At 67.2% G+C, this 24,527-nt stretch carries 22 protein-coding genes and 1 pseudogene; 3 read left to right on the top strand and 20 right to left on the bottom strand.

Going from position 1 to position 24,527, the window contains the following annotated elements; all coding sequences use genetic code 11:
- Positions 1-3: 3 nt before the first annotated feature.
- Positions 4-447 (top strand): annotated as a pseudogene (locus tag OEJ37_RS34355) (helix-turn-helix domain-containing protein); the annotation flags it as partial.
- Between the two features lie 13 nt (positions 448-460).
- On the opposite strand, the gene OEJ37_RS34350 reads toward OEJ37_RS34355, so the two are convergent.
- From OEJ37_RS34350 to OEJ37_RS34310, 9 genes are all read right to left on the bottom strand, one after another.
- A complete protein-coding gene (locus OEJ37_RS34350; protein ID WP_263349452.1) occupies positions 461-1,420 on the bottom strand; it encodes an acetyltransferase in 960 nt (319 codons plus the stop codon).
- Positions 1,407-1,637, bottom strand: coding sequence for a hypothetical protein (locus tag OEJ37_RS34345; RefSeq protein ID WP_263349448.1), 231 nt, complete (start codon positions 1,635-1,637; stop codon positions 1,407-1,409). Before OEJ37_RS34345 ends, OEJ37_RS34350 begins: the two co-directional genes overlap by 14 nt.
- The gene (locus OEJ37_RS34340; RefSeq protein ID WP_263349446.1) at positions 1,634-3,013 is read right to left on the bottom strand and encodes a nicotinate phosphoribosyltransferase; all 1,380 of its coding nucleotides are present in this window, start codon (positions 3,011-3,013) and stop codon (positions 1,634-1,636) included. The genes OEJ37_RS34345 and OEJ37_RS34340 overlap by 4 nt, the downstream gene beginning before the upstream one ends.
- 343 nt (positions 3,014-3,356) lie before the next feature.
- On the bottom strand, positions 3,357-3,773 hold the full coding sequence (locus tag OEJ37_RS34335; RefSeq protein ID WP_263349444.1) for a hypothetical protein: 417 nt from the start codon (positions 3,771-3,773) through the stop codon (positions 3,357-3,359).
- Complete coding sequence (locus OEJ37_RS34330; RefSeq protein ID WP_263349451.1) at positions 3,766-4,215, bottom strand: CBS domain-containing protein; 450 nt, start codon at positions 4,213-4,215, stop codon at positions 3,766-3,768. Before OEJ37_RS34330 ends, OEJ37_RS34335 begins: the two co-directional genes overlap by 8 nt.
- A gap of 813 nt (positions 4,216-5,028) precedes the next feature.
- The gene (locus tag OEJ37_RS34325) at positions 5,029-7,407 is read right to left on the bottom strand and encodes an exo-beta-N-acetylmuramidase NamZ domain-containing protein (RefSeq protein ID WP_263349442.1); all 2,379 of its coding nucleotides are present in this window, start codon (positions 7,405-7,407) and stop codon (positions 5,029-5,031) included.
- Positions 7,353-8,600 (bottom strand): putative glycoside hydrolase, encoded by a 1,248-nt coding sequence (locus OEJ37_RS34320; protein ID WP_263349440.1) that lies wholly within the window; start codon positions 8,598-8,600, stop codon positions 7,353-7,355. The genes OEJ37_RS34325 and OEJ37_RS34320 overlap by 55 nt, the downstream gene beginning before the upstream one ends.
- A complete protein-coding gene (locus OEJ37_RS34315; protein WP_175918010.1) occupies positions 8,593-9,381 on the bottom strand; it encodes a polysaccharide deacetylase family protein in 789 nt (262 codons plus the stop codon). The genes OEJ37_RS34320 and OEJ37_RS34315 overlap by 8 nt, the downstream gene beginning before the upstream one ends.
- Positions 9,382-9,498: 117 nt before the next feature.
- Positions 9,499-10,434, bottom strand: coding sequence for a 1-phosphofructokinase family hexose kinase (locus OEJ37_RS34310; RefSeq protein ID WP_263349450.1), 936 nt, complete (start codon positions 10,432-10,434; stop codon positions 9,499-9,501).
- A 226-nt stretch (positions 10,435-10,660) separates the two neighbouring features.
- Between OEJ37_RS34310 and OEJ37_RS34305 the strand changes: the two genes are divergently transcribed.
- Complete coding sequence (locus OEJ37_RS34305; RefSeq protein WP_263349438.1) at positions 10,661-12,454, top strand: adenosylcobalamin-dependent ribonucleoside-diphosphate reductase; 1,794 nt, start codon at positions 10,661-10,663, stop codon at positions 12,452-12,454.
- Positions 12,455-12,510: 56 nt separating this feature from the next.
- Here the strand turns inward: OEJ37_RS34305 and ftsH are convergent, their stop codons facing one another.
- The 4 genes from ftsH to OEJ37_RS34285 all read right to left on the bottom strand — a co-directional run bounded on the left by ftsH (position 12,511) and on the right by OEJ37_RS34285 (position 16,399).
- Positions 12,511-14,418: an ATP-dependent zinc metalloprotease FtsH gene (ftsH, locus tag OEJ37_RS34300; RefSeq protein ID WP_263349435.1), complete on the bottom strand. Its 1,908-nt coding sequence runs from the start codon at positions 14,416-14,418 to the stop codon at positions 12,511-12,513.
- A 33-nt stretch (positions 14,419-14,451) separates the two neighbouring features.
- Positions 14,452-14,961, bottom strand: coding sequence for a BCAM0308 family protein (locus tag OEJ37_RS34295; RefSeq protein WP_175946254.1), 510 nt, complete (start codon positions 14,959-14,961; stop codon positions 14,452-14,454).
- A gap of 39 nt (positions 14,962-15,000) precedes the next feature.
- Positions 15,001-15,648, bottom strand: a complete 648-nt coding sequence (locus tag OEJ37_RS34290; RefSeq protein WP_174420650.1) for a BON domain-containing protein — start codon at positions 15,646-15,648, stop codon at positions 15,001-15,003.
- Positions 15,649-15,928: 280 nt separating this feature from the next.
- On the bottom strand, positions 15,929-16,399 hold the full coding sequence (locus OEJ37_RS34285; RefSeq protein WP_174420667.1) for a universal stress protein: 471 nt from the start codon (positions 16,397-16,399) through the stop codon (positions 15,929-15,931).
- A gap of 570 nt (positions 16,400-16,969) precedes the next feature.
- On the opposite strand from OEJ37_RS34285, the gene fnr reads away from it, so the two are divergent.
- The gene (gene fnr, locus OEJ37_RS34280) at positions 16,970-17,752 is read left to right on the top strand and encodes a fumarate/nitrate reduction transcriptional regulator Fnr (protein WP_174420649.1); all 783 of its coding nucleotides are present in this window, start codon (positions 16,970-16,972) and stop codon (positions 17,750-17,752) included.
- A 138-nt stretch (positions 17,753-17,890) separates the two neighbouring features.
- On the opposite strand, the gene OEJ37_RS34275 is transcribed toward fnr, so the two are convergent.
- The 7 genes from OEJ37_RS34275 to OEJ37_RS34245 form a co-directional block, all read right to left on the bottom strand.
- A complete protein-coding gene (locus tag OEJ37_RS34275; protein WP_175946260.1) occupies positions 17,891-18,376 on the bottom strand; it encodes a hypothetical protein in 486 nt (161 codons plus the stop codon).
- 213 nt (positions 18,377-18,589) lie between these two features.
- Complete coding sequence (locus OEJ37_RS34270; protein ID WP_105392973.1) at positions 18,590-19,132, bottom strand: glycoside hydrolase family 19 protein; 543 nt, start codon at positions 19,130-19,132, stop codon at positions 18,590-18,592.
- The gene (locus tag OEJ37_RS34265) at positions 19,119-20,078 is read right to left on the bottom strand and encodes a DUF4239 domain-containing protein (protein ID WP_263349420.1); all 960 of its coding nucleotides are present in this window, start codon (positions 20,076-20,078) and stop codon (positions 19,119-19,121) included. The genes OEJ37_RS34270 and OEJ37_RS34265 overlap by 14 nt, the downstream gene beginning before the upstream one ends.
- The gene (locus tag OEJ37_RS34260) at positions 20,075-21,013 is read right to left on the bottom strand and encodes a hypothetical protein (protein ID WP_243566518.1); all 939 of its coding nucleotides are present in this window, start codon (positions 21,011-21,013) and stop codon (positions 20,075-20,077) included. The genes OEJ37_RS34265 and OEJ37_RS34260 overlap by 4 nt, the downstream gene beginning before the upstream one ends.
- A 154-nt stretch (positions 21,014-21,167) precedes the next feature.
- The gene (locus OEJ37_RS34255) at positions 21,168-21,827 is read right to left on the bottom strand and encodes a hypothetical protein (RefSeq protein WP_174420646.1); all 660 of its coding nucleotides are present in this window, start codon (positions 21,825-21,827) and stop codon (positions 21,168-21,170) included.
- An 87-nt stretch (positions 21,828-21,914) separates the two neighbouring features.
- Positions 21,915-23,618 (bottom strand): S8 family serine peptidase, encoded by a 1,704-nt coding sequence (locus tag OEJ37_RS34250; protein ID WP_175918015.1) that lies wholly within the window; start codon positions 23,616-23,618, stop codon positions 21,915-21,917.
- 163 nt (positions 23,619-23,781) lie between these two features.
- Positions 23,782-24,527, bottom strand: a 746-nt coding sequence (locus OEJ37_RS34245; protein ID WP_263349417.1) for a hypothetical protein, incomplete at its 5' end; no start/stop codon positions are given.

Genomic DNA, 24,527 nt, shown 5'->3' with positions numbered 1-24,527 from the left:
AACATGCGAGAACTCGATCGTCTGAAGGTAATCCAGGCTGTAGTGGATTTGGGCCTGAGGCCTGGCCGCGCGGCCGAACGACTGGGCCTAACGGTCCGGCAGATCGAACGGCTGGTGATTCGGTACCGGGAATCTGGCGCGGCTGGACTAACGTCGCGCAAGCGTGGTCGTTCGGGGAACCGGCGATTGGACGAGGAAGTGGCTCGGCGAGCGCTGACGATCATCCGTGATCGCTACGCCGATTTCGGACCGACGCTGGCCTGCGAGAAGCTCAGGAAATGCCACGACATTCGGCTGGCCAAGGAGACGGTCAGGAAGCTGATGACAGACGCTGGGCTTTGGATTCCGCGCCGGAAACGACCACCCAAGGTCTACCAGCCGCGAGCGCGCCGGGCGTGTCCGGGCGAACTGATCCAGATCGACGGCAGCGATCATCGGTGGTTCGAGGCCCCCCGTCACCTCACCCACCGGAATACGCCTTCGCGAGCGCATCGACGAACGCGTCGAGCCGATCGGGCGCGAGCCGGTTGATGCCGGCGGCCCCTTCCCGTCCGCCGCCGTCCGGAAATGCGCGGCAGAGGCGGTCGGCGCCGCACGGCGCGGCGATCGGCGCACGAACGCTGACGGTATACCCGCCGCCCGATGCACACGTCAGCACCGCGTGGGCTCGCATCGGCGCGCTGCGTGCGAGGCGGTTGGCGAAGACGCCGCGCACCCGGCGCGCCCAACGGGCATCGGGAAGGATATAGACGTCGGCCCCCGGCAGCACGATGGCGGCGCGCTGCCGTTCCGCACGCACGATATCGCGCTGCCGATTGGCGTCGAGCCGGCGCGCCAGCGGCGACATCGCGAAATCGAGCGGGTTCGCATACGGCCGAAGGGTCAGGTAGACGGCGAGCGGTGCCATGAACAGGTCGTCGGGAGAATCACCGTAGCCGTTGTAGTTGACGGCTTCGCCGAGCGCCTGCAACCGGTTCGCATCGGCGTCCGTGAGGCCGCAATCGGCGGCGAGCCGGCCGGCGACGTGGACGAGGTTGTCGCCGTATGCCCCGACCACCGCCCAGAGGCGTTGCCGGCCCGCCAGGTATCGGTCGACGATCACGCTCGTGCAGAGGTCCGGCGCGGTATCGATATGCGCGCGAAGGAGTGGATGCTCCGGCACGTCGCCGGGCAGGTGGTGATCGAAATAATCGACCTCGACGCCGCGCGAGAGCAGCATGTCGAGCGCCTCGCGGTTCACGTCGAGCGACACGTCGAGAACGGTGACCGCATCGCCTCGCATGGCCGGCACGCGCGCAAGCAATGCGATGTCGCGCTTCGGGCCCGTCACGAGCACCGACTCGTCCGGTGTCGCGAGGCGAAGCTGCTGAAGCGCGCAGATGCCGTCCGCGTCGCCGTTGAATACGTCAAAGCGGGTCATCGGACATGACGCCGGATGGCCGCACGAATCGACGAGCTTGCACCATGGCACATAGCCCGTTCAGTCTGTTCGCCCTCGCCTCCTGCCGCGCCTTCGGCAACTCGCGATACTCGACAGCGCGCCACTTTTCGCCGAGGCCATTTCGCGCATCCATCGCGGCGGCCCCCTCTTCCTTCAGCGCAATTGAGCGATGGATCGGGGCGTGGGCGTCGTTCATGCGGCTTGCTGCCCGGCGTGCCCGTCCGGCGCCGTGCCCAGCCGCGCGACGAGGGCCGCCAGCGCCGGGGAAATCGACGGCTGCAGCGTCATGACAGGCTCCAGTGCGCGCAACGGCTCCGGCAACGTCGACAGCTCACGCAGCGCATGCATACGGCTCGCGTCGAGCGCGACCGCCGCACACCGCGCTCCGCCCATCATGACCGGCGCCAGCAGCGGTGCCCCTTCGATGCGCTCGCCATCGAGACCGAGGCAGTCGCCGGCAATCCGGGCATCCGGGCCGTACCGCCGGAACACCTGCTTGCGGCCGGGCCGGGACGCCTTGCCTTCGGCGTGCTTGCAGCGCGGCGCGCCCGCATACTCGACGAGCTTGTATGCGCAGTCGAGATACGGTGCATCCGCCGACGTGCTCATCCGCGTGCCAATCCCGAAGCCGTCGATCGGTGCATGCTGGTGAACGAGATCCTGCAGCCGGTACTCGTCGAGATCGCCACTCGCGAAGATGATCGCGTCGGTCAGCCCGCCCTGGTCGAGAATCGTCCGAACGCTGCGCGCATGGGCAGCCAGGTCGCCGCTGTCGATCCGCACGCCCTTGATGCGCAGGCGCTCGGGCGCCAGCCGGCGCGCAAGTTCGACCACCTTGTGCGCCGCGTGCGCGGTATCGTACGTGTCGATCAGCAGCAACGCGTTATCCGGCTGGGATCTCGCAAAGTGCTCGAATGCCAGCGATTCGTCGTCATGCGCCTGGACGAACGAATGCGCCATCGTGCCGTAAGTGGGAATACCGTAGCGCAAGCCGGCAAGTAGCGTCGCCGTCCCGGAGAATCCCGCCAGATAGCTGGATCGCGCGGACAGCATGGCCGCTTCCGCGCCATGCGCGCGCCGCAGGCCGAAGTCGACGAGCAATCTGCCATGCGCGACGAGTGTGGCGCGCGCAGCCTTGCTGGCGACCAGCGTCGCGTAGTGGAGCAGGTTCATTACGCGGCTTTCGACGAACTGCGCCTCGCGAAACGGCGCCGTGATGCGCAGGATCGGTTCGTCGGCGAAGAACACCGTGCCTTCCGGCATCGCATCGACCGTGCCGGTGAAGCGAAAGTCGGCGAGCGATGCAAGGAAATTCGCGCGGAAGCGCCCGGTTGCGGCCAGCCGCTCGATGCCAGGCGTGCCGAAGCGCACCCCCTCCAGATAGTCGAGCACGGGTTCCAGCCCCGCCACCATCAGGAAACCGCGCGACCGTGGCAGCGCGCGCACGAAAAATTCGAAGCTGGCCACTTCGTTCATTCCCGCATCGAAGCCGGCCTGCATCATCGTCAGTTCGTACAAATCCGCGAGCAGCACGTCATCACCGCCCGTGTCGGGCAAGGATCTGGCCATCATGCATCCTTTCATGTCGCCCGTGCGCGATCGTGCAGCCTTCGTTCAGCCGCCCCCGCGCGGGATGTCGGCACGCCGCCCCATTGCGAGCGGCCATGCCTGCACAATTCAGCATAGATCGCCGTCCGGTGCAAGAATTGCGCGAGATCAAGGGGGTCCGGCGGCACGTACGCTGAGTCTCTCTTGACCGAGGTCGATCCGCGAAGCGATGGAAATCCCGGCCGTTCGTGCTCGCCGGTGCGCTCGTGTTGCTGGTAGCCGTGAGCGCGCGGCTCCATCCGCCTATCGCGCGGTGACGGGCGACCGCCGCCGAGCGGCCGTCAGAACGTGAACGTCCGAGATTTCCTCATTTCAGCCGACGGACGATCAGCGTCGAGACCGCGACGATGGCCGAGATTGATGCAGATAGCAGCAACACATATCCGATCAGTCGCCAGAATTCGGCGACGCGCTGCTCCAGTATCCATGCGCGATACGACACCACGTTGCTCGCTGCGTCCGCATACGACGCGCGATAAACGAAAAGCGGCATGCATACGTCGTGCTCGGGTATCGGAGAAGTCAGCAATGATCCTGCCCGCAGCTGTCCCACGGCCGCGCATTCCGCCGTATTCATTCCGTCGACGATTGCCGCGCTGATCGGGTGGTCGTAAATCGCGCCGATCCACGTAGCGGCACTCGATAGCAGTACGCAAAGACCGATGCCGGCAAGCCAGCGGCGCGGCATCGGAAAGCGGAGAGCGCGCCGGGGCGCGCTACCCACGCTGCTTCTCCTCGAAATACGGCTGACGTGCCGCGACGAGACGCAACTCGTCGAGCAACGCCGCGGCGGCACGCAACAGATCGTCGAGCGTGACGATGCCGACCAGTTGGCCGTCGTCGCCGACGACCGGAAGCCGCCGTATGCCATGCTGCCGCATGCGCTTTGCGAGCAGCCAGACATCTTCGTCGCCGTTTGCGATCGCGACGGGTTCCGACATGATGTCGCCGACGAACAGCGCGCCCGCCTCCGCGCCCGGGCTCACGACTGCGAGCACGATGTCGCGGTCGGTCACCATGCCGACCGGCAGAAGGTGCCCTTCCCGTTCACGCACCACGACCAGATCGCCAGCGTGCGCATCGCGCATCCGTTCGGCTGCCTCGACGACCGTGATCGTTGCGAAACACGTGGAGACATCGCGAGTGCAGAGCATCGCAGCGTTCATGTCATCTCCTGGTTGTCCCCGGCGACGCAAATCGTCACCGCGGTTCGGACATCCTTGACCGTCGATCAACGTCTATCCTGCTCCGAACCGATCAGGTGACAGACAGCTGACCGACAACTTCGTGCATGCCTGGCGCCGACCAGCCGGCATCGATCGCAAGCCGCCGTTCGCGCAGCGAAGCCACGCCCGCGGTCGACGTCACGCAGCCATCCTGAACGGTGATGCCGACGTGTCCCGCCTGTTCCGCCGCGCGGCGGATCAGCGCCCGGCGATATCGGACTGCATCGATCGATGGATCCCACGCGAAATCACGCTCGACGCCCTTCTTCGGTTCACCGTGCGTCTTCAGGATCGTTGGTTCCTTTTCGCATCCGGTAAAACAACGGTAGGCGCAGGACCGCCGGCAAGAATTGACGCAGGTCAGTGTGAAACGATGTCGATCTTGACCGACACGCGCAACGCTCCATGTTCGCGCTTGTCGGCCAATCGCGCTTGATGCATGTCAGCAATCGATCGACTGTGATCCGGATGCACCCAAGCACCTTCGCAGGAACCTACTCATGTTGATCGTGCGGCCCTTCCGGCGAGCCGTTCCGCATGTCATCGCCGATAAAATTTGTTGTACGAATCGAGATGTTGTCTTACGAAAGCGGGCAGCATGCGACGGATCCTGGCGCAGCGCCTCGGATTGCCGACCGCACGCGATCCGGACACTCGGCTGAATGCACTTGCCGAATGCGAGAGCATACCCCGTTCAGCCTACGTCGACGCGTATCAAACGGCGCGGCCGCGCGCCGCGCCGGCACGGCGGATTCAGTACAGCAGAAACGCCGCGCGCGCTTGCGCGAACGCCGCCGCCTGCGTGTCGACGACCCGTTTGATGTCGTCGAGCGGCCGCCCCGCTTCGAGCATGTCGGCTACCTCGCTCGAACCGACCGACGCGCGAATCGCGTCGATCCGGAACAGTTCGGGATACCGACGGTGCAAAACGAGCGCGAGCGCAAGCCCGATTTCGCCGGGTTTTGCCGCGCCGGGCAGTCGCGCAATGCGCACCCCCTCGCACGGCACGCCGCGATAGGGCCCTTCCGCCGGCACGAAGCGAACCGGCGCGAAGGTCGCGCCGAGCCGCATCGCGCGAAGATCGTCGGCGAGCGCACGGCCGTCGATCCACGGCGCACCGACCACGCCGAACGGCGTCGCGGTGCCGCGCCCGACACTGAGCGCCGCACCTTCGACGAGCCCCGTCTCGGGATACAGCGACAGCGCGCCGGCATCGCGCAGGTTCGGCGACGGCGGCACCCAGCCCAGCCCGGTGGCGTCGAAGCGCATCGCGCGCGCGTAGTGCGCCATCGGCACCACGGTAAGCGCGGCGCCGATTCGCAGGCGGTCATTGAACAGGCGCGCGAGTTCGCCGATCGTCATCCCGTGCTGAAGCGGCAGCGGGTAATAACCGGTGAACGTGCGCGGCCCCGGGTCCGCCACCGGGCCGCCGACGACATCCGCGCCCAGCGGATTCGGACGGTCCAGCACGAGCACCGGACGATGCGCGGCAGCCGCCGCCTCGAGCGCATAACCAAGCGTGGCCAGGTAAGTGAAGAAGCGTACGCCGGCATCCTGCAGGTCGATCACCAGCACATCGGCGTCGGCGAGCAACTCGGGGGCGATCCGGCGGTGGTTGCCGTAGAGGCTGTGAACCGTCACGCCGGTCGCGGCATCGATCGTGTCGCCGAACGTTTCGTCGATGTCGGTGCCGAGCCCGTGCTCGGGCGCGAACAGCGCAACGAGCCGTGCGCCCGGCGCGTGCGCGAGCAGGTCGGCGGTGCGCGTGCCGAACCGGTCGAAGCCGCTGCGATTCGTGATCAGCGCAATGCGCTTGCCGGCCACGGCCGCGAACCCGTTCGCCGCAAGCACGTCGATGCCGGCCAGCACCGGTCCGTGCGATGCCGGCAGCCGGCCGCTACGGGCGACGGCCGCGGCCATCGCGGATGCGCGCGTGGCGATCTGCGGCAACGTCAAAGGCCCCGCCCCGCTCGATACGATGCCGAGCACCTGCTCGCGCAACGGTGCGGCGGTGCCGGTTTCATCGGGATACAGCCGGCTCGTCAGCACGACCGCGAAGCGGCGTGTCACCGGATCGATCCAGAGGGCGGTGCCCGTGTAGCCGAGATGCTGCAGCGCGCCGACCGCGGGCAGCCGGTAGCGGTTCGCGACGAGCGGCGCCGCGACCGCCCAGCCGGTCGTGCGCGGGGCGCCGTCGGCATCGAGCGTGGCCGGCGTCTCGAGCGTCGTGATGCTGGCGCGGCTCAGCACGCGTGCCGAGCCGAGTGTTCCGCCGTTCAGCAGCATGCGTGCGAAGCGCGCGAGATCGTCCGCGCTCGCGAACAGGCCCGCGTTGCCCGCCACGCCGCCCATCGCGGCGGCGATCGGGTCGTGCACCCGGCCCCTGAGCAGGCGGCCATCCCGGACGACCGTGGGCGCGACGTGCGCCAGCAACGACGCGGGCGGCCGAAACGCCGTGCTCGCCATGCCGAGCGGCGCGAATATGTGCATCGCGCACCACGCGCCGAGCGGCCGTCGCGACACGCGCTCGACGATCTCGCCGAGCGCCACGTAGTTGACGTCGCTGTACCGTACGCGCGTGCCGGGCCGCGCATCGGGCGCCATCGCAACGATGTCGGCCAGCACCGCCGCGCGGCTGCGCAGCGCGCGAGACGACGACACGCCGGGCGGCAGCCCGGACATATGCGCGAGCAACTGTCGAACCGTGATGTCCGCCTTGCCGCGCGCGGCGAACGCGGGCCAGTAGTGTGCGGCCGGCGTGTCGAGATCGAGCTGCCCGCGCTCCGCGAGCTGCATGACGGCGACGGCCGTCGCCACGGGTTTCGTCAGCGACGCGAGATCGAAAATGGTATCGGCCGTCATCGCCTCGGCGGCCGTGCCCGCTACGCGCAGGCCGCGGGCCACGCTGACGCGCACGCCATCCGCATCGCCCGTCACGACGACCGCGCCGGCAAGATGGCGATCGGCGATCTCGGCGGCAATGGCTGCGTCGATCGCGGCGGCCGGCGGTAGCGCCGCGGCTGGGCCTGCTTCCGCCCGCGCGCACACGGGTGCCAGCGCGAGCAGCAGCGCGCCGGTCAGCGCGGCAGCGCAGCGGGATCGTAACGATTGCGCGGATTCCACAGCATCCATCCGTCCGTGCCGGCCGTATCGGCGGCGTCGACCTGCGCGCGAATCTCATCCGCATCGAATTCCCGGTGGTCGAACGCGTAGTCGCGAAACGCCTGCAGCCAGGGCCGAAAGCGCACGCCGGCGAGCCCCGTGCGGTGCATCGCTTCGGTGAGCGAACGTTCGACGATCTCGCCCGGATGATCGGTAGGTTTGCGGCAGCCGGGCAAGCCCCACGTAAAGCCCGACGGGTACAGCATCGGCGAAATGTAGTCGACCACCCCGCCCAATGCGCCGAGCCGTTGCCCGATGTGCGTGTCGTCCTCGTTCCAGCACACGTAGCCGAAGATGTCGGCCGACACATAAACGTTGTACGGCCGCAGCCGCTCGCGCGCCCCCGCCAGGAATCCCGTGATCGCGGCCACGCGGTTCGCTTCCGTATTGGGCTCGCTGAAGCGCAGGTCGTTCGCATCGGGAAAACGCAGGTAGTCGAACTGGATCTCGTCGAAACCCAGCTTCGCCGCCTCTTCCGCGACGTCGAAGTTGTGTGCCCATGCCGCCTGCACGGTCGGATCGATCCATCGCAAATGCTCGCGATCGCGCCAGATCCCGCCGGTCGTATCGCGCACCGCCCAGTCCGGGCGGGCGGCCGCGAGCGGATCGTCCTTGAACACGACGATGCGAGCGATCAAGTACAACCCGCGCGCATGAAACGTGCGGATCAGACCCGCCAGGTCGGGGACGCGCGGTGCCGGATCGCTTGCCGCGCCGATCGCTTCGCGTGCCGCGCTGCGATAAGGGGTCATTCCGCGATCGCCCTTCACGTCGATCACGAACGCGTTGACGGCCGTGCGGCCCTGCAGCGCGAGCGCCGCGTCGCGCAACGTACGGTCCGCGATACCGTAGGCGGACAGGTAGACCGCTTTCGGACGCACGGGTGTCATGCGAATCGTATGCGTGATCCCGGCCGCCGTCAGTTCGACTTCGGTTCGTGCGTAGCCCGGCGCACGCACGCTCAAGCGTGTACCGGTCGTGTCGACCTCCAGTGAAAACGCTCCGTCGCCATCCGCGGTTCGGCTCACGCCGGACGCGTAGCCGATCGCACCGGCCAGCGGGCGCCCGTTCGTGGCATCGACGACCGTGATCGTCACCGGTGCCGCCTGCGCGGCGAAACCGGCGAGCGACAGCAGGAGGCAGGCGATCAGGCGGTCAATCATGGCTTCCTCCGGCGGTTTGCAGCAATCCGTTCATGCATCGTGCGTCGCATGTATCCGTCATCAGATAGCGCGGCAGTGCCATTGCCGGGTCCGTGAGCCGAACGGGACGCGCATCGAGCGTGAAGGCGGCGACATAACCTTCGCGAACGGCCTGTTGGTCGGTTTCTTCATCGTGGACGCCGAATGGCCAGGCCAGCAACCGGATCGGCTTGCCGGTTTCGGACTCGAGCCGTTCGCGGGAGCGGCTCAACTGGACGGACACGAAGCGCCGGTAGTCCTCCGCGGTGCGCCGGGCGCGCTCGGTGTGAAAATTCGGATGCCAGTACGTATGGGACTCGATGTCGACTCCGCCGGATCCGCCAAGCGCGCGCAGCTGTTCCCACGTCATCGCGTAGCTGGCGTTCGAGATTGCCGACGGATAGATGAACAGCGTGACCGGTACCGGGTGCCGCGCCAGCAACGGGCGCAGTATCTCGTAGACGGAACGGTGACCGTCGTCGACGGTGATCGCGACCGCCCGCGCCGGCACCGCATCCGTCTGGCCGCCATGCCAGCGCACCACGTCGGCGAGCGGCACGATGCGATAGCCGCTTGCCTCGATCGCATGCAACTGGTTGCGGAATGTCTCGGTACGTACCGTCATCGAATCCAGGCGCTCCGCTGCAAACCGGTGATAGACGAGAATCAGCACGCGTTGCGGCGCCGGCACGACGGCGTCGGCCGACGCAGCCGGCAGCACGCACGACAGAACGAACAGACAGACGATCAAGCGTAAGACCATGGCGCACCTCGGGGAATCGCTGCCCTATTCTTCCCGATCGCGCCGCGCGCTCGCTGAGCCAGGTCAACAACCGTTCGCACGGCGACGACATCGCGCACGTGTCCGGCGGCATCCGCGTCAGATTGTTTCGGCAACCAGTTCGGCATGAATCCGCTCGACATCGTCGCGCGTGCAAAGTGCCGTGCCGGGATGCTCGACCGAAGCAGCCGATGCCGCCAGCGCATAGCGGCACGCATCGTCGAAAGGCACGCCGCGCGCCAACGCCCACACCATGCCGCCGACGAAACTGTCACCGGCCCCTACCGTGCTGCATACCGTTGCCGGCCTGCCATGCAGGCGCAGGGTTCGATCGCGCGTGACAACCCATGCTCCGCGAGCACCGAGCGTCAACGCGACGATTTCGGCTTGCCCTTGCGCCACGAGTTCGCTCGCTTTCCGGCATGCCGACGCTTCGTCGAGCGGTTCGCCGGCCAGCGCGCTCAGTTCACCGAGACTGGGCTTCACGAGATGGATGCCGGCCTCGAGCGCTGCTCGCAGCGCCGGGCCCGCCGCATCGACGACCACCCGGCTGCCGTTTGCTTTCGCCGTCCGCGCGAGCCTTGCATACAGGTCGTCCGGCGCGCCGGGCGGCAAGCTGCCGCTCAACACGAGATAGCGCGGCGCGGGTTGCATGGCCTCGATGCGGGCCGCGCAGTCCCGCCACTCGGCTTCCGTGATCGACGGTCCCGGCGTCAGGAAACGGTATTCGCGTCCTGTCGCGGTCTCGGTCACGCAAAAGTTTTCGCGTGTCTCGCCGGCGATCCGGAATCGCACGATCGGCAGACGTTCGGCTTCGAGCAGCAGCGTCAATACGTCACCGGTCGGCCCGCCTGCCAGGTACAGCGCGACGCAGTCGCCGCCGAGCCGGTGAATGGTTCGTGCGACGTTGATCCCGCCACCGCCCGGGTCGCGCCTCGGCCGCGCGCAGCGCAGCTTGTGCGTATCGACGATGTGCTCGACCGACGTCGCGACATCGACGGCAGGGTTCAATGTGACGGTAACGATATCGGTCATGGGGCGTAGTCGATAAAGGGCTCGATCCGCCGGCTTGCGCGACCGGCACCGGCGTGACGATTGCCGGCAACCGACGCCTGCCGGCCCTTGCGCCACCTTACGTTCCACCGCGGGTGCGGCGTTGACGGCGGTCAAGCAATGCCGCAAAGGCGCCGGATTGCGCTCGATCAACGACGCGTGCCGGCAGGCCCTTACAGTGAATCATTCGCCGTCGCGGAGCCTCGCCATGGACGAGCAGTCGCTTTGCACCACCGTGTTCGCCGAACGCTATGCGCAGCCCGGCGAAACGTCGCACGCGGCCGTATTCCGGCGCGTCGCCCATGCGCTGTCGCTCGCCGAGCCGGCGGACATGCGCATGCAGGCCGAGCGCGCGTTCTTTCTGAATTTGATGCGCGGGGCGATCGGCGCCGGCCGCATCCTCGCGAATGCAGGCGCGCAGACGGGCGGAACGATGGTCAACTGCTTCGTTCATCCACTCGAGGTTCCGGCCGATCTGCCCGTGCAGGCCGTCGACACAGCGCTCGCGCGCGCGCTCGACGACGCACGGCACACGCTGCTGATGGGGGGCGGGATCGGCTACGACTTCTCGCCGGTGCCTCCCGCGGACGCGTACCAACGACGTCTCTCATCCGAACAAGGCGCATGCGCGGCGATCGACCGCTTCGATGCGATGTGCCGTGCGCTGCCGTTCACCGGCCCGCGCCGGGGCGCACAAATGGGTGTGCTGCGATGCGATCACCCGGACCTGGTCGCGTTCGTCACGGCCAAGCGCGGACGATCGCGCTGGCCGACGTTCAATCTGTCGGTCGGCATCACGGACGCGTTCATGGAGGCGGTCGCGTACGACCGGCCGTGGGCGCTCGTCCATCATGCGCCGCGCTATTGCGCGTCCGACACACCGTCCCGGCAGCCGGACGGGCGTCACCTTTACGCGACGGTTCCGGCCCGTACGCTGTGGCATGAGATCGTCAACGCCGCGCGCGACAGCGCCGAGCCCGGGCTGCTGTTCCTCGATACGATCCGCGATGCGAACCCGCTGCGCGAACACGAGCGGATCGACGCAACCAACCCGTGCGGCGAGCAGCCGCTGCCGTCCTATGGCAGCTGTGTGCTCGGGCCGATCGACCTGTCGCGCTTCGTTCACCACCCGTTCGGTGTAGACGGCAAGCCGCGCTTCGACTTCGCGACGCTCGCCGACGCGGTGCGTATCCAGGTACGCATGCTCGACAATGTGCTCGACCTGACCGCTTGGCCGCTAGCCGCACACGAGCGCGAGGCATGCCGGACGCGGCGCATCGGTGTCGGCGTAACGGGGCTTGGCGATGCGCTGACGATGCTGCGGCTGCGCTATGACAGCGCCGAAGCGCGCGCGTTTGCGCGCGGCATCGTGCTGACGATGCGCGAGCATGCGTTTGCCGCATCGGCCGCGCTTGCCGCGGAGCGCGGCGCGTTTCCGGCCTACGATCCGGCCGCCTATCTGGCCGGCCCCGCGAACCGCATGCTCCTGCCGCTGAAGGTGCATCACGCGATCGCACGGCACGGGCTGCGCAACAGCCATCTGCTGTCGTTCGCGCCGGCCGGCAGCGTGAGTCTCGCGTTTTGCGACAACTGTTCGAACGGGATCGAACCGGCCACGGGCTGGATTCAGCGTCGCATGGTGCGCACCGCAGACGGACGCGTCCGTCCGTTTCGTGTCGAGAATCACGCTCACCGGCTGTTTCGCGAACTGCATGGCGACAATGCCCGGCTGCCTGACTATTTCGTCACCGCGGCGGATATCGCGCCGGCCGATCATGTCGCGATGCTCGCCGCGCTGCAGCCCTGCGTCGATGCCGGCATCTCGAAGACCGTGACGATGCGTGGCCAGTGTTCGCTTTCCCAGGTCGACGAACTGTTCTTTCTGGCGTGGCGCGAGCGGCTCAAGGGGATCACGGTGTTCCGGCCCGATCCGAAGCTCGCGTCGGTCGTCACCGATGACGCGGCGCAACAGCGCGACGGCGCCGTCTGTAGCAACTGCTGAACGACACGATTGCCGGCCGGAAGCGTTCGGCAGTTCGGCACGAAGCGGGCAACCGTTCAGACGGAAGCGCCCGTTGTCGTCGCCGATTCTGCTTCCGCGGGCCGGCCCGGCTCGTCGGCATCGTCCGGCCCCGCAATGAGCGCCACCAGCATGTCGTGATCGATCGACTCGTGCAGCAGCAAGCACCGGGCAATCCGTTCGAGCGCCTCGCGGTGCTCACCGAGCGTTGCCGCGACCCGCTCATGCGAGCCCTCGAGCAGCGCGCGCACCTCTTCGTCGATCAGTTGCGCCGTGTGTTCGCTGCAACGGCCGTCGCCCGGCGTCCATGCGCCGGGCATCCGGCCCTGCGATGCTGCGTCGTCGAACGTCGACAGGCCGATCTTGTCGCTCATCCCGTACTGCATGACCATATGCCGGGCGAGCGCGGTCGCCCGTTCGAGATCGTTCTGCGCGCCGGTCGACACATCGCCGAACGCGATTTCCTCGGCCACCCGCCCGCCGAGCAATACGTCGAGCCGGTCGAGCAATTCGCTTCTGCGCAGCACGTAGCGATCCTCGGTCGGCACCTGCTGCGTATAGCCGAGTGCCGCGATGCCGCGCGGGATGATCGACACCTTCTTCACCGGATCGCAGTGCGCGCGGCTTTGCGCGACGAGGGCGTGGCCCGATTCGTGGTACGCGATGGTCCGCTTCTCCTGCTCGTTCATCACGCGGCTCTTGCGCTCCATGCCCGTCATCGCGCGATCGATCGCCTCGTCGAAGTCGGCCATCCCGATCGCGGGTTTGCCGAGTTCGGCCGCATGCAGCGCGGCCTCGTTGACCACGTTCGCTAGATCGGCACCGACAAATCCCGGCGTGCGCGATGCCAGCTCGGCCAGATCGACTTCGGGGGCAAGCGTCACGCGCTTCGTGTGCACGGCCAGAATCTGCTTGCGCCCGTTCAGGTCCGGCCGGTCGATCGCGATGTGCCGGTCGAAACGTCCGGGGCGCAGCAGCGCGGGATCCAGGATCTCCGGCCGGTTGGTCGCCGCCATGATGATCACGCCGGAATTCGCCTGAAAGCCGTCCATTTCGACGAGCAACTGGTTCAGCGTCTGCTCGCGCTCGTCGTTGCCGGACATCAAGCCGACGCCGCGCGCCTTGCCGAGCGCATCGAGTTCGTCGATGAACACGATGCATGGCGCCTTTTGCTGCGCCTGTTGGAACAGATCGCGCACGCGCGCCGCGCCGACGCCGACGAACATCTCGACGAATGCCGAGCCGCTGATCGAGAAGAACGGCACGGCCGCCTCACCGGCGACCGCGCGCGCGAGCAGCGTCTTGCCGGTGCCGGGCGCGCCGACGATCAGCACGCCCTTCGGAATCTTGCCGCCGAGCCGCTGGTAGCGTTCGGGCTCGCGCAGGAACGCGACGATCTGCTGCAACTCGGCCTTCGCCTCGTCGATGCCCGCAATGTCGCTGAACGTGATGCCGGTTTCCTGCTGCACATAGACGCGGGCCTGGCTTTTTCCCATGCCGCTCAGGTCCCTTATCCCGCCCGGCCTTCGCATCATGACGTTCCACACCAGCACGAAGGCGATCACCGGCAACGCCCACGTTGCAAGCGTCTCGACCCAGCTCGAATCCGGCATCCCGCGATAGCGGATGCCGGCGGCCGTCAGCGTGGCGACCAGGCGGTCGTCGGCTACCCGGCTCGTCGTGAAGCGCCACGGCGGTCCGGCCTTTTTCACGGCAATCGCGTCGGAAGCCGGCAGCATCGGGACGGCTTCGGGCATGTGCAGTGCGCCCGAGATCGACGACTGACCGATCTCCAGATCGTCGACGAGCCGCGCGTCGACCAGGCGGTGAAAGTCGCTGTACGAAATCGACGTCGTCGCCGGCTGACGCATCAGCAATTGAACCGCAATCAGTACGCCGAAGGCGATCGGGATCAGCAGCGCGGAGTAGTCGAATGTTTTCTTCATGGCGTCTGGCCTGCACGACGGGCGCAGGCCCGGTCACGCATCGTCACGTGTCCATTGCGCGCGCAGCATGTCCTCGCTGTCGCGATAGTTGAGCGCGAGATTGCCGTGATGCGCATGCAGCAATGCTTCGCCCAGGCGCCGCACCATATGCACGCCCGTCGTCCGGATGACGAGCGTATCGCGGGATTTCTCGATTTCCATGATGCGTTCGAGCGCATGTTCGCTCGTCTCCAGATCGGCCTGATGCTCGAGCAGTTCGAGGATCGCCGACCGGTGCGCGCGCAGGTAATCGCCATGCAGCACCAGTTCGCCCGCCGGTGCGTTTTCCCGCATGCGCTTGCAGGCCGGGCATTCGAGCTGCCGCCGGTCGAGCGGGGTCGCGTACCAGGTCCAGCGGCCCTCGTCGCAGACGGCGCCGCAGCCTTCGCAGATCCTGTCGCCCTTCGGCCGCTTCGGATCGCGATAACTGTCCTTCGTATGCGGCTGCATGCGCTGGTCGCGGCGCAGGTGGTTTCGACCGGGGCCGGAATTTGAACGGTTCATCGCTGTTTCTCCCTGTAGTGGGCAGTACAAGCAAGCCGGTCAGGCAACGGTGAGCCGGTCGACGACTTCGCGAACACCCCTGACCGACCCTGCCGCGCCGCACGCGGCACGCCTTTCCGCCAGCGACGCGACCGTGCCCGTCAATGTGACGATGCCGTCGGCCGCGTCGATCGAAATCCCCGCGGATTCGCGCTGTGCGCGTCGCGCAAGCGCTTCGGCGATCCGCGCGCCGACGTCCGGCACCGTATGGTCGGCACGCACCTGGATGCGGTTCGCCACGCCGACGACGCCGATCATCCGGCTCACCATCGCTTCCGCCGCACGGCTCTGGAACGCGTGATCCACTTCGCCATCGAGCGTCACGCAGCCGTGATCGACCTCGACGCGAATCTTGTGATCGCGCAACGCGTCCTGCCAGCCGAGCGCGAACGTGATCGCGATCGCCAGCTCCTGATCGGCGCAGGCGTTCTCCGGCGGCGCAACGTTCAGTTCGAGCACCAGCGCGCGCGCGTCCGCGACATGCAGCGCCGTTTTCTGCGCCTCGAGTTTCTGGGCCCAGCTGTCGACCGTGCCGCGCAATGTGACGATCCGGTCGCGGACGTCGACGTCGATCCGACGCGCGTCGATCGCCGGATTCCAGAAAAGCGCCTGCTCGACATCCTGCTTGAGTGCTGCATCGGACTTCATCGCGGTCTCCCGTCGGCCCGTGTCGATCGCGAGTCTTGCAATCGGATCCGTGCCGCACCGCATCCAGCATCGCGCATGGCGACGCCGGCAGCTTGACGAGGATCAATCAACGGCGGGCTTGCCGCAGCGGGCGGCACGCGTGAGACACCTGAATGTGTCCGTCGATACGGATCGGTGTGCCACACCATCACGACACCAGATTCCACGAAAGCCGCGGCAACCGGAACGCTTCGCATCCTGCGCATGCGGGACCGCTGCTCGTGGCTGTACCCCTTTCTTGTCACAACATGGCCTCGCATGCGCCCGGCCCGTCCCGCACGACCAGCACCGGCCGGTCCGCGGTGCGCACCAGTGACTCGGCGACGCTGCCGAGAACGAGGCGGCGCATGCCGCGCCGCCCATGCGTGCCTATCACGATCAGGTCTGCATCGCATTCGGCAGCGGCTCGCGCCAGCACGGACGATATGTTCTCGCCGCACGCGTCGATCGTTTGCGCCGTGCCGCGTACGCCGGAGAGCCGGAACGCGGCCTCGGCGTCCGCGACCGCGATCGCGGCCCGGTCGGCATCCAGCCCGGCCGGGTCGCGCTGCTCGATATAGCCGCTGTCGGCATCCGTCAGCCTGGGCGCATCCGATACCACGCACACGGCGACGACCAGGCCACCCGAATCACGGGCGAGCAAAATCGCCTCGTCGAGCGCGAGCCGCGCACCGCGGCTGCCGTCGAGTGCCGCAAAGATCCTTGCATACATGACGCCTCCCTGCTGCCTGCCGGTTTCGATCGCCTTGCCAAACCAGTCTGATCCCGACAAACGCCATCCCGTTGACACCGGTCAAATATGCATGGGGGCAGCCCCGGACGCGTCGGTCCCGATCGGCGAACGCCGACCGGGCACCGCCTGTCTGCTGCCATGCGATATCCGTGACGAACACGCTCCGTCACGGCACGAGATTCCTCTGACGGTATCGGCGTTATCCAAGATGGCGCCCGGCATCGCCGCAGGCATTGAGCCAGGTCAACGGCTTTACCACCGCGCCGCTGTAGGAAACGTCCTACAGCCCTTCCGCGTCACCTACCTCAACTTCAATGCCGGCTGATTTCTTTGGTGCTGCGCGGCATCCATACTTCCCATCAAGAACAACAAGCACGCGTGCCTCCCGGCGCAAAGGCAGCATACCGTCGAGACCGGCACATCGGTCTCCTGACCAGTCCGGTGGGTTCTCCCTTCAGGAAGGCGGCAGACACCAAGGCCGCCAGCAATAGAGCCAGCGCGATCCTGCCCGACGGCAATTCGCCGCAGCCCCACGAATTGGAGCCGATCATGGAGAGCAATGCCGATATCTCGACGACCATGCCGTTACGTCCGTTACGCCCGTTCATCCCGCTGCGTCCGGTCGAGCCGGCGGACCAGCCGAAGCGCGCCACGTCCCGCTGTTCGTCGTGCTCGTTGCGTACCGTCTGCATGCCGCCCGATCTTTCGCCTGACGATTTCGCCCGTCTCGACGCAATGATCTGCACGACGCGTCACGTCAGGCGCGGCGAAACGCTGTTTCGCGCGGGCGACGCGTTCAACAGCATCTATGCGGTAAGAACCGGTTCGTTCAAGACCACCATGATGCATCGCGACGGCGACGAGCAGATCACCGGCTTCCAGATCGTCGGCGAATCGCTCGGGCTCGACGGCGTGCACACCGGGCACCACAACGGCGACGCGATCGCGCTCGAGGACAGCACGGTCTGCATCATTCCGTTCGGCCAGCTCGAGCAGATGTGTCGCGAAGTACGGTCGATGCAACATCACGTGTACCAGATGATGAGCGGCGAAATCGTCCGCGAATCCGCACTGATGCTGCTGCTCGGCACGATGACCGCCGAGCAGCGCGTGGCCGCATTCCTGCTGAACCTTTCCACGCGCTTCAAGGCACGCGGCTACTCGGCCGCGGAATTCGTGCTGCGGATGACGCGCGACGAGATCGGAGAATATCTCGGGATGAAGCTCGAAACGGTCAGCCGCATGCTGTCGAAGTTCCAGCACAAGGGGCTCGTCGCGGCGCAAGGCAAGCAGATTCACATCGTCGATTCGGACGGCCTCGGGCAAATCTGACCTCGCTGCGGACGCGTCGCACGAATGCTCCCGGGGCTCGCCGACCTCCGCACATTGGACAACCGACAGGCTCGCGCATGAGCGTTCCTGCTGTTGCCGGCGAACCAGTATTACGGTGATTGCGCCGGCAACCTCGTTTCATTGAAGCGGCTCGTTCGCCAGGTCGCCCAGTTTGGCTCGCGCATTTTCGACCCTCGCAAGCACGCCACGATCGTTAGGGACGTCAATCCTGGTCCCCCGTCCGTCGCCGGACGATGCCGACCTGAACAGGTTTTCCTCCCAATCGCAGATCGCATAGACGCTGTCGCGAATCGATGTATCGAAATCGGCCGGGTTGATCGGCACGTGGAGTGCCTGCCGCCCTATTCGAAGCAACAGGCCAGACACATTGGCGACCACTCTCCTTCTCGTTTGGCCGATGACATGGTTGTCCGCAATGTTCTTCATGATCCAGTTGTACGGAATGTAGTGCTTCAGCGAGCCGCTGTTGTCCCCGTCCGTCTTCGTATAAGACGGATTGCTCGCCGGACGGTCGATCACGACGTTACCGATCGTTTCGTCAAGCCAATCTTTTGCCTGATCGTCATGGCCAAGATGTTTCCGCGTTTGTGGTGTGAATGTCATGATGTGTCATCCTAATTGACTGTCGGCCACGTGGAGGCAGATCGGGCATTTCAGGCAGCGAATATCGACAACGCGACGCCATGCTTCCGGAGAACAGGTCGTGCCGCCACGGGGCAAATGGAGTATGAAAGATGTATGGGTGTTCCACTCAGGTTCACGTGTTCATGATGCATCCCTCCGTTGGTTGGTCAGTCTTTGCTCCCTGCCGCACGCTCACAGGCACATCGCTTTTTTCGCGATCGCCCATCGGTGCATTCGGTCTTCGAGGCCATTGACACCGCCGTTGATGCGCCTCGTCAGCGACACGAAATCGCCCGAGTCGGCGATCAGGTTGCAGCCGTGCCGTTCCCACCACCAGGCTGCCGAGCGCGCGGCCAGCGGCTCCCGTTCGAGGAGTTCGGGCTGGCGCTCGAGATCGGCACCGAGTGCGTTGCCGCATTCGCGGTAATTCGCGCGCCCAGTGATCTGGATGAGCCCGCGTCCGAGGAAGCGCCTGCCATCGCCCGCCTGGACGTTGCCGAGTTCGGCGGCCTTGCGCGACGGCGGCTCATAGGCGCGCTGTGCAGTTGTCGGCCCCCACAGCTCGCGCGTGAGCGTGAAGCCGAGCGTCTCGTGGCCGGTCTGCGCGACGAAGGCCGCGATACGCCCGGGGGTCGAGATGCCGAATTCGGCCATCGCGGCGGCAAGTGCCGGATACCAGCGTTGCGCGAGTACGGCGGATACGGCTGCGGCGGACTGGAATTCATCGGGTGTCATCGCGTTCTCCTTGCGAGGCATGGTCGAGCGAGGCCGCGCCGGACGCGCTCGGCGGTGAGGAAACGGTCGAAGCAGTCAACGCGGCAGCGTCGTCCACCTGCGAACGCGTCGGGCTGCGCGGCGAAGGCGGAACGTTGCGATGCGCGGCCGGCCCGGTTCGCTGCGCTTGCGCGTCGATCGCGGCGACGATCGCGCGCAGCGGCTCCGGCTTGACGCTGACTTCGCCTGCGAACGGACGGTCGACGGCAAGCACGAAGAAGAACGCGAGTCCGAGCGTGAGCGCCCAGCTCGAGACGAGCGCGATGTTGAAGCGCGTGCCCGGAAGGATGTAGAGGAGCAGAAACGACACGACACTCGCGAGCAGCACCACGCCCCACAGCGTGGCCGGCATCGCGACGTCGAGCGTCAGCAGGCGCTGTTCGCGATGCTTTGCCATCTCGTTGACGCGTGCGAGCACCTCGCCGAGCAGCACGCGCTGCCGCTCGCTGCGCGGCTCGATCCGGTTGGCCATGTCGAACAGGCGATCGAAGCGGGCCGCCGCCTGCGCATCCGCGCTCGCGTGCTGCTGCATCGTCGGCCACTCGTAGCGGACGACCCCGTCGAGATAGGCGCGCAGCGCACCCGAGGCGGCGTCGGCGACCGGATCGCCGAACGCGGCGAGATCGCGCGACAGCTCGCCGGCCGCGGTCGCTTCCGCGTCGACGGTGCGCTCCGCGCTGTTGTACGCGTCCCACACGCTGATCGCCGAAAACGCGACGAGCAACGAGTTGATCGTCGTGATGACCGACACCATCGTGATCGCCATCGCTCGCTGCTCGGGATGCAGGTCGACCGGCGCGATGCGGCGGAACAGCGCGTAGCCGGCCAGTGCGGCCGCGACGGTCGCGGTCACGATGAAGAGCCCCATCAGCCACGACGGCCAGTTGTAAAGAAAGAGCATGGTCATTCCCCGATTGCGTTTGCGCCGTCCTGACGGCCCGTGCGCGGCGCGTCTGCCGACAGCATCGCGCGTGTGAATTCGGCGAGCCGCTGCTTGACCGCATCGGCCGGCATCCCCGTTTCGAGCGATTGCTGAAGCCGCAGCAGATCCGCCGCGAGTTCGCTTTGCCATTGCACGCGCTCGGTCGCCGCATGGGCGCGATGCGCTTCGAAGGTCGCTTGCGCGGCGGCCGCGGTGTCGCCCCGCACGAGCGTCTCGAGCGTTTCGACGAGCCGGTGCAGCAGCCGATGCACGGCGGTCGCCGAGAAACCGCCGAGCATCGCAAGCGCCGGCTTGCCGAAGCTGCGCGTGCTTGCGCCGTCGTACAGGTGCGGCGGCAGCAGCTCGACGAGAATCAGGCCGGCGATCACGCCGAGAATCAGCCGCGCGCCGTACGACGCGTCGTACTTCGGGTCGTATGTCGAATTCGCGACATAGCGATGAGCCTGGAACAGCGTTGCGAATGACGCGCCGAGCCCGGCGCAGAACATCAGGAACAGCGCATTCCACAGCAGCCGGGTGCCGTGCGAATCGAGAAACCCCTGATCGATGTTCGCGACCGACACTTCCGGCGACAGCGACGTCGCAATCACCGCGACCAGAAATGTCGCCGCGGAGAGCGTCAGCGCGCGGATCAGCGGTACCGGGCCGAGCCACGCGAAGCGCGAGCGGACGCGCAGTTCGCCGTCGAGCAGCGTGACCGCCTGCGGCGTCGCGGGCGCGATCGCGACCGCGAGCCGACGATGAATCGCGGCAAGCGCATACGATGCGCCGTGCACGGACGACGCATCGTCCGCCGCGGATTCAGCCGCGGCGCGCGACGCCGCGACCATCAGCATCGACAACTGCGCGATCAGATCGGGCGCCACCGCGATTCCGTGCTGCAATGCGTAGCGCGCCATTGCATTGCATTCGATTTGCAACTGCCCGATCAGATCGCGCCTCGATGCGGCCGTGTTCGTACCGTCCGCTTCGGGCGGTGCGTCCGCCGTTGTCCGGGACCATGAACGATGCGTGCGCATGACGGTTCTCCACGAGGTCGGCGGCCAATGCGCGCTACAGCCGCACTTCGTCGCCGCAGTTGCCGCCCGGCGCCAGGACCAGCATGCCGCCCTTGTCGCGATACACGAATACGTCGGACCAGTCGCGCAGCTGGTAGCGCACTTCCGCGAGCCGTCCGTCGGGCGTGCACAGGAACTGGACCGCCTTGTCCGCGCCGAGGAAGAAATCGTGCAGTTGCGCGTTCTTCAGCTCGTCGAGCCGCACCACCTTGTTGTCGTGCTCGTTCAGGTAGCGGCCGAGATTCGTGAGGCCGACCGCACGCGCCATCGCGGCAAGCTCGGCGGCGTAGCCGGCGGGCGCGTAGCCCGTGCAGCTCCCGTAGCGGTTCCAGTGCTGCTGGAATGCATCGGCGCTCGCGGGCGCGATATACGGCGCGGCGTCGTCGGGCAGCGTGTCGGCCGGAACCGCCGCCGTGTCGCAATCGCGCCGAGGCGTATACAGGCCGATCGCCGTGATCCGGATCGGTGTGCCGTCGGCGGCCTGGCGCGCGGACGGCGGCTGGCCGGACGTGCATGTCTGCGCGCCGTCGCGGCCGACGCACGAGCCGAGCTTCCAGGACAGCGACAGCGTCCAGTCCTGCGCGTGTGCGCCGGCGCAGGTCAGAATCAGGCTGGCGGCGCAGGCCGCCCGGGTGATGCGCAACAGGGTCGACATGTCGAATTTCTCCTTGTGTGTGGCGACGTGCGCCGGCCGACGGAATCGGCCGGCGTCCGGCGATCGGCCGGCGCGGTTCGCGCGCGGTCAGCGGGCCGCCTGCTGCAACAGCTGGCGAAGGTTCTGGATGCGCGGCAGGCCGGCGCCGAAGCGATTCGCTGCGTCGTACTGCACGATCGGCGTGCAGATCATCCGGATCAGCTGAAACAGCGCGGCGACGCGCTCCGGCCGGCGCGGCCCGAGATGGCTGGCGATCTGCGGATCGCTCAACAGCAGCGCCGCGAGCCCCGTGATGTGCGGCGCCGCCATCGACGTGCCGGATTCGGCATTGAACGCCGACCCGGGCACGGTCGACACGACGCCGACGCCCGGCCCGCACACGCCGATTTGCGGACCGTGGCACGAGAACGTCGGCGCGAAGAGGCCGTCGGGCGTCGCGGCCTGCGCGACGATCTGCGTTTGCTCCCACGTGTTGCCGGGCAGTTCGCGCTGCAGCCCCAGCGCCGACACCGCGAGCACATAGGGCGACGAGGCCGGGTACTGGACCGGGCCGCCCGAATTGCCGGCCGCGACGATGCATGCGACGCCGGATTGCACGGCCTCCATCAGCTTCTGCTCGACGGCGAGCGACGCCTGCGGTGCGCCAAGGCTCAGGTTCACGACGTCGATGTCGTGGTCGATGCAATAGTCGAGCGCCTGGATCAGCGTACTGAACTGGCCGCCGGGAAAGATCTTCAGCACATGGATCTCTGCGTCGGGCACGAAACCGCGCATCGCCATCTGCGCGTCAGCGGCCTGCGGACTGATGCGCGCGGCGATCACGCCCGCGCAATGCGATCCGTGGCCGATCACGTCGTCCTTCCAGGTATCCGGGTTCTGGTCGTTGGTCAGGTCGGCACCGCGCAGGATATGGTTCAACAGCGGATGCGACGCGTCCGCCCCCGAATCCACGATCGCGACGCGAACGCCGCGCCCCGTCGCCGTGGCGGGAAGCTCGTCGAGGCCCATCAGGCGCTGCCCCCACCCGAGCGGCGCACGCGGCGGCACGTTCGGGTTCGGCTGTGACAACGGCGTGAGCCGCACCACGTTCGCCTGATCGCTCGACAGCAGCGGCGCCGGTAAATAGACATTCCAGTACGTGTGGGGCGGTCGCACCGCCAGCGACTGGAGCGGACCGGGCGCCATCTGCGCGACGGCCAGCGTCGTTTCGCCTCGCGCGTCGGTGGTGCCGCTCACCGGGAAGCCGTCGCCCGCGAGCGTCACCGGAACGCCGGGCTCGGGCTGGTCGTTCGCTCCCAGCACGCGGATCGTCACCGGGCGCAAGATCACCGACGCGATGGCCGCCTGCGGACGAAGCTCGGCGCCGGACTCCTGTTGCGGCTTTTTCCCATAGCCGAGCGGATGATCCTCCTCGACGATCATTCCCGGTGGCGCCGTCGCCTGCAGCACTTGCGCATTCGCGGGATCCATCTTGACGACATACGTGTCGGTCGCTTCGTCCGGCCTTGCCGACATCATCTGCGCGTTCTTGTGGCTGTTGATCACGCGCACGACCTCGACGCCGGGGAGCCGGCCGACCGCATTGTCGAGGTCGTGAGCCGACATCGGCGTCACGGCCGCCTGACGTGCGAGCACGCCGCGGCGAGGCGCGATCAGATACTGGCGCTTGCCGCTCGTCACGTGGACCGCTTCGTCGGCCGAATCGGGCGGCGTGACGTCCGATGCGGCAGCCGCGCTGTCCGTCGGCATGGCTGCCGCCTTCGCGGCGGCGGGCTTCTTGTCCTTGTCCATCGCAATCTCCTTCGCGGCGCGGCAATCGCGACGCGTCGCGGGCTTAATCGGTCGAAATTAACGGGCGCGCATGCCGACGCGATCGGATCGTTGCGCGACGGGCGTCCGTCGGGTACGCCACCGCGCGGTCATGCACGGTGGCGCAGGGCTTCAGTTGCAGCGGTCAGTGGAATGCCGGCTGGACAGGCATGACGGAGAACGGCAGAAAGCCGCCGAGCTGTCCGGCAACGGTGCCGACAGTCGGTGCGACCGACTTCAGGATGTCGCCGAACACGCCTTGCGGGGCGAACGCAGCTTGGGGCTGCACCGAGAACGGCAGCAGGCCGCCGAGCTGTCCTGCGACGGTGCCGACAGTCGGTGCGACCGACTTCAGGATGTCGCCGAACACGCCCTGCGGGGCGAACGCAGCCTGCGGTTGAGCGGCAAACGGCAGCAGGCTGCCAAGTTGGCCGAGCAACTCGCCGATCATCGGCGCCGCGGTGCCGACGATGGCGCCGCCCACACCCTGCGGCGCGAACGCTGCCTGCGGCTGGGCCGAGAACGGCAGCAGGCCGCCGAGTTGTCCGGCGACGGTGCCGACGGTCGGCCCGACCGATTTCAGGATGTCGCCGAACACGCCTTGCGGTGCGAACGCAGCTTGGGGCTGCGCAGCAAACGGCAGCAGGCCGCCGAGTCGACCAAGCAGCTCGCCGATCATCGGCGCAGCGGTGCCGACGATGGCGCCACCCACGCCTTGCGGCGCGAACGCTGCCTGCGGCTGCACCGAGAACGGCAGCAGGCCGCCGAGTTGTCCGGCGACGGTGCCGACAGTCGGTGCGACCGACTTCAGGATGTCGCCGAACACGCCTTGCGGGGCGAACGCAGCTTGGGGCTGCGCAGCAAACGGCAGCAGGCCGCCGAGTCGGCCGA

Source organism: Burkholderia sp. BKH01 (genome assembly GCF_025685725.1).
GTDB lineage: Bacteria > Pseudomonadota > Gammaproteobacteria > Burkholderiales > Burkholderiaceae > Burkholderia > Burkholderia pyrrocinia_C.
The sequence above is the reverse complement of the archived record's forward strand: the minus strand, read 5'-3'. Positions and strand labels throughout refer to the sequence as shown.

Bases quoted from the DNA above. Each gene is read 5' to 3' on its own strand.
- OEJ37_RS34350 (WP_263349452.1), bottom strand. From the start codon at position 1,420: ATGACCCGCTTTGACGTATTCAACGGCGACGCGGACGGCATCTGCGCG.
- OEJ37_RS34345 (WP_263349448.1), bottom strand. From the start codon at position 1,637: ATGAACGACGCCCACGCCCCGATCCATCGCTCAATTGCGCTGAAGGAA.
- OEJ37_RS34340 (WP_263349446.1), bottom strand. From the start codon at position 3,013: ATGATGGCCAGATCCTTGCCCGACACGGGCGGTGATGACGTGCTGCTC.
- OEJ37_RS34330 (WP_263349451.1), bottom strand. From the start codon at position 4,215: ATGAACGCTGCGATGCTCTGCACTCGCGATGTCTCCACGTGTTTCGCA.
- OEJ37_RS34325 (WP_263349442.1), bottom strand. From the start codon at position 7,407: ATGGATGCTGTGGAATCCGCGCAATCGTTACGATCCCGCTGCGCTGCC.
- OEJ37_RS34320 (WP_263349440.1), bottom strand. From the start codon at position 8,600: ATGATTGACCGCCTGATCGCCTGCCTCCTGCTGTCGCTCGCCGGTTTC.
- OEJ37_RS34315 (WP_175918010.1), bottom strand. From the start codon at position 9,381: ATGGTCTTACGCTTGATCGTCTGTCTGTTCGTTCTGTCGTGCGTGCTG.
- OEJ37_RS34310 (WP_263349450.1), bottom strand. From the start codon at position 10,434: ATGACCGATATCGTTACCGTCACATTGAACCCTGCCGTCGATGTCGCG.
- OEJ37_RS34305 (WP_263349438.1), top strand. From the start codon at position 10,661: ATGGACGAGCAGTCGCTTTGCACCACCGTGTTCGCCGAACGCTATGCG.
- ftsH (WP_263349435.1), bottom strand. From the start codon at position 14,418: ATGAAGAAAACATTCGACTACTCCGCGCTGCTGATCCCGATCGCCTTC.
- OEJ37_RS34295 (WP_175946254.1), bottom strand. From the start codon at position 14,961: ATGAACCGTTCAAATTCCGGCCCCGGTCGAAACCACCTGCGCCGCGAC.
- OEJ37_RS34290 (WP_174420650.1), bottom strand. From the start codon at position 15,648: ATGAAGTCCGATGCAGCACTCAAGCAGGATGTCGAGCAGGCGCTTTTC.
- OEJ37_RS34285 (WP_174420667.1), bottom strand. From the start codon at position 16,399: ATGTATGCAAGGATCTTTGCGGCACTCGACGGCAGCCGCGGTGCGCGG.
- fnr (WP_174420649.1), top strand. From the start codon at position 16,970: ATGGAGAGCAATGCCGATATCTCGACGACCATGCCGTTACGTCCGTTA.
- OEJ37_RS34275 (WP_175946260.1), bottom strand. From the start codon at position 18,376: ATGACATTCACACCACAAACGCGGAAACATCTTGGCCATGACGATCAG.
- OEJ37_RS34270 (WP_105392973.1), bottom strand. From the start codon at position 19,132: ATGACACCCGATGAATTCCAGTCCGCCGCAGCCGTATCCGCCGTACTC.
- OEJ37_RS34265 (WP_263349420.1), bottom strand. From the start codon at position 20,078: ATGACCATGCTCTTTCTTTACAACTGGCCGTCGTGGCTGATGGGGCTC.
- OEJ37_RS34260 (WP_243566518.1), bottom strand. From the start codon at position 21,013: ATGGCGCGCTACGCATTGCAGCACGGAATCGCGGTGGCGCCCGATCTG.
- OEJ37_RS34255 (WP_174420646.1), bottom strand. From the start codon at position 21,827: ATGTCGACCCTGTTGCGCATCACCCGGGCGGCCTGCGCCGCCAGCCTG.
- OEJ37_RS34250 (WP_175918015.1), bottom strand. From the start codon at position 23,618: ATGGACAAGGACAAGAAGCCCGCCGCCGCGAAGGCGGCAGCCATGCCG.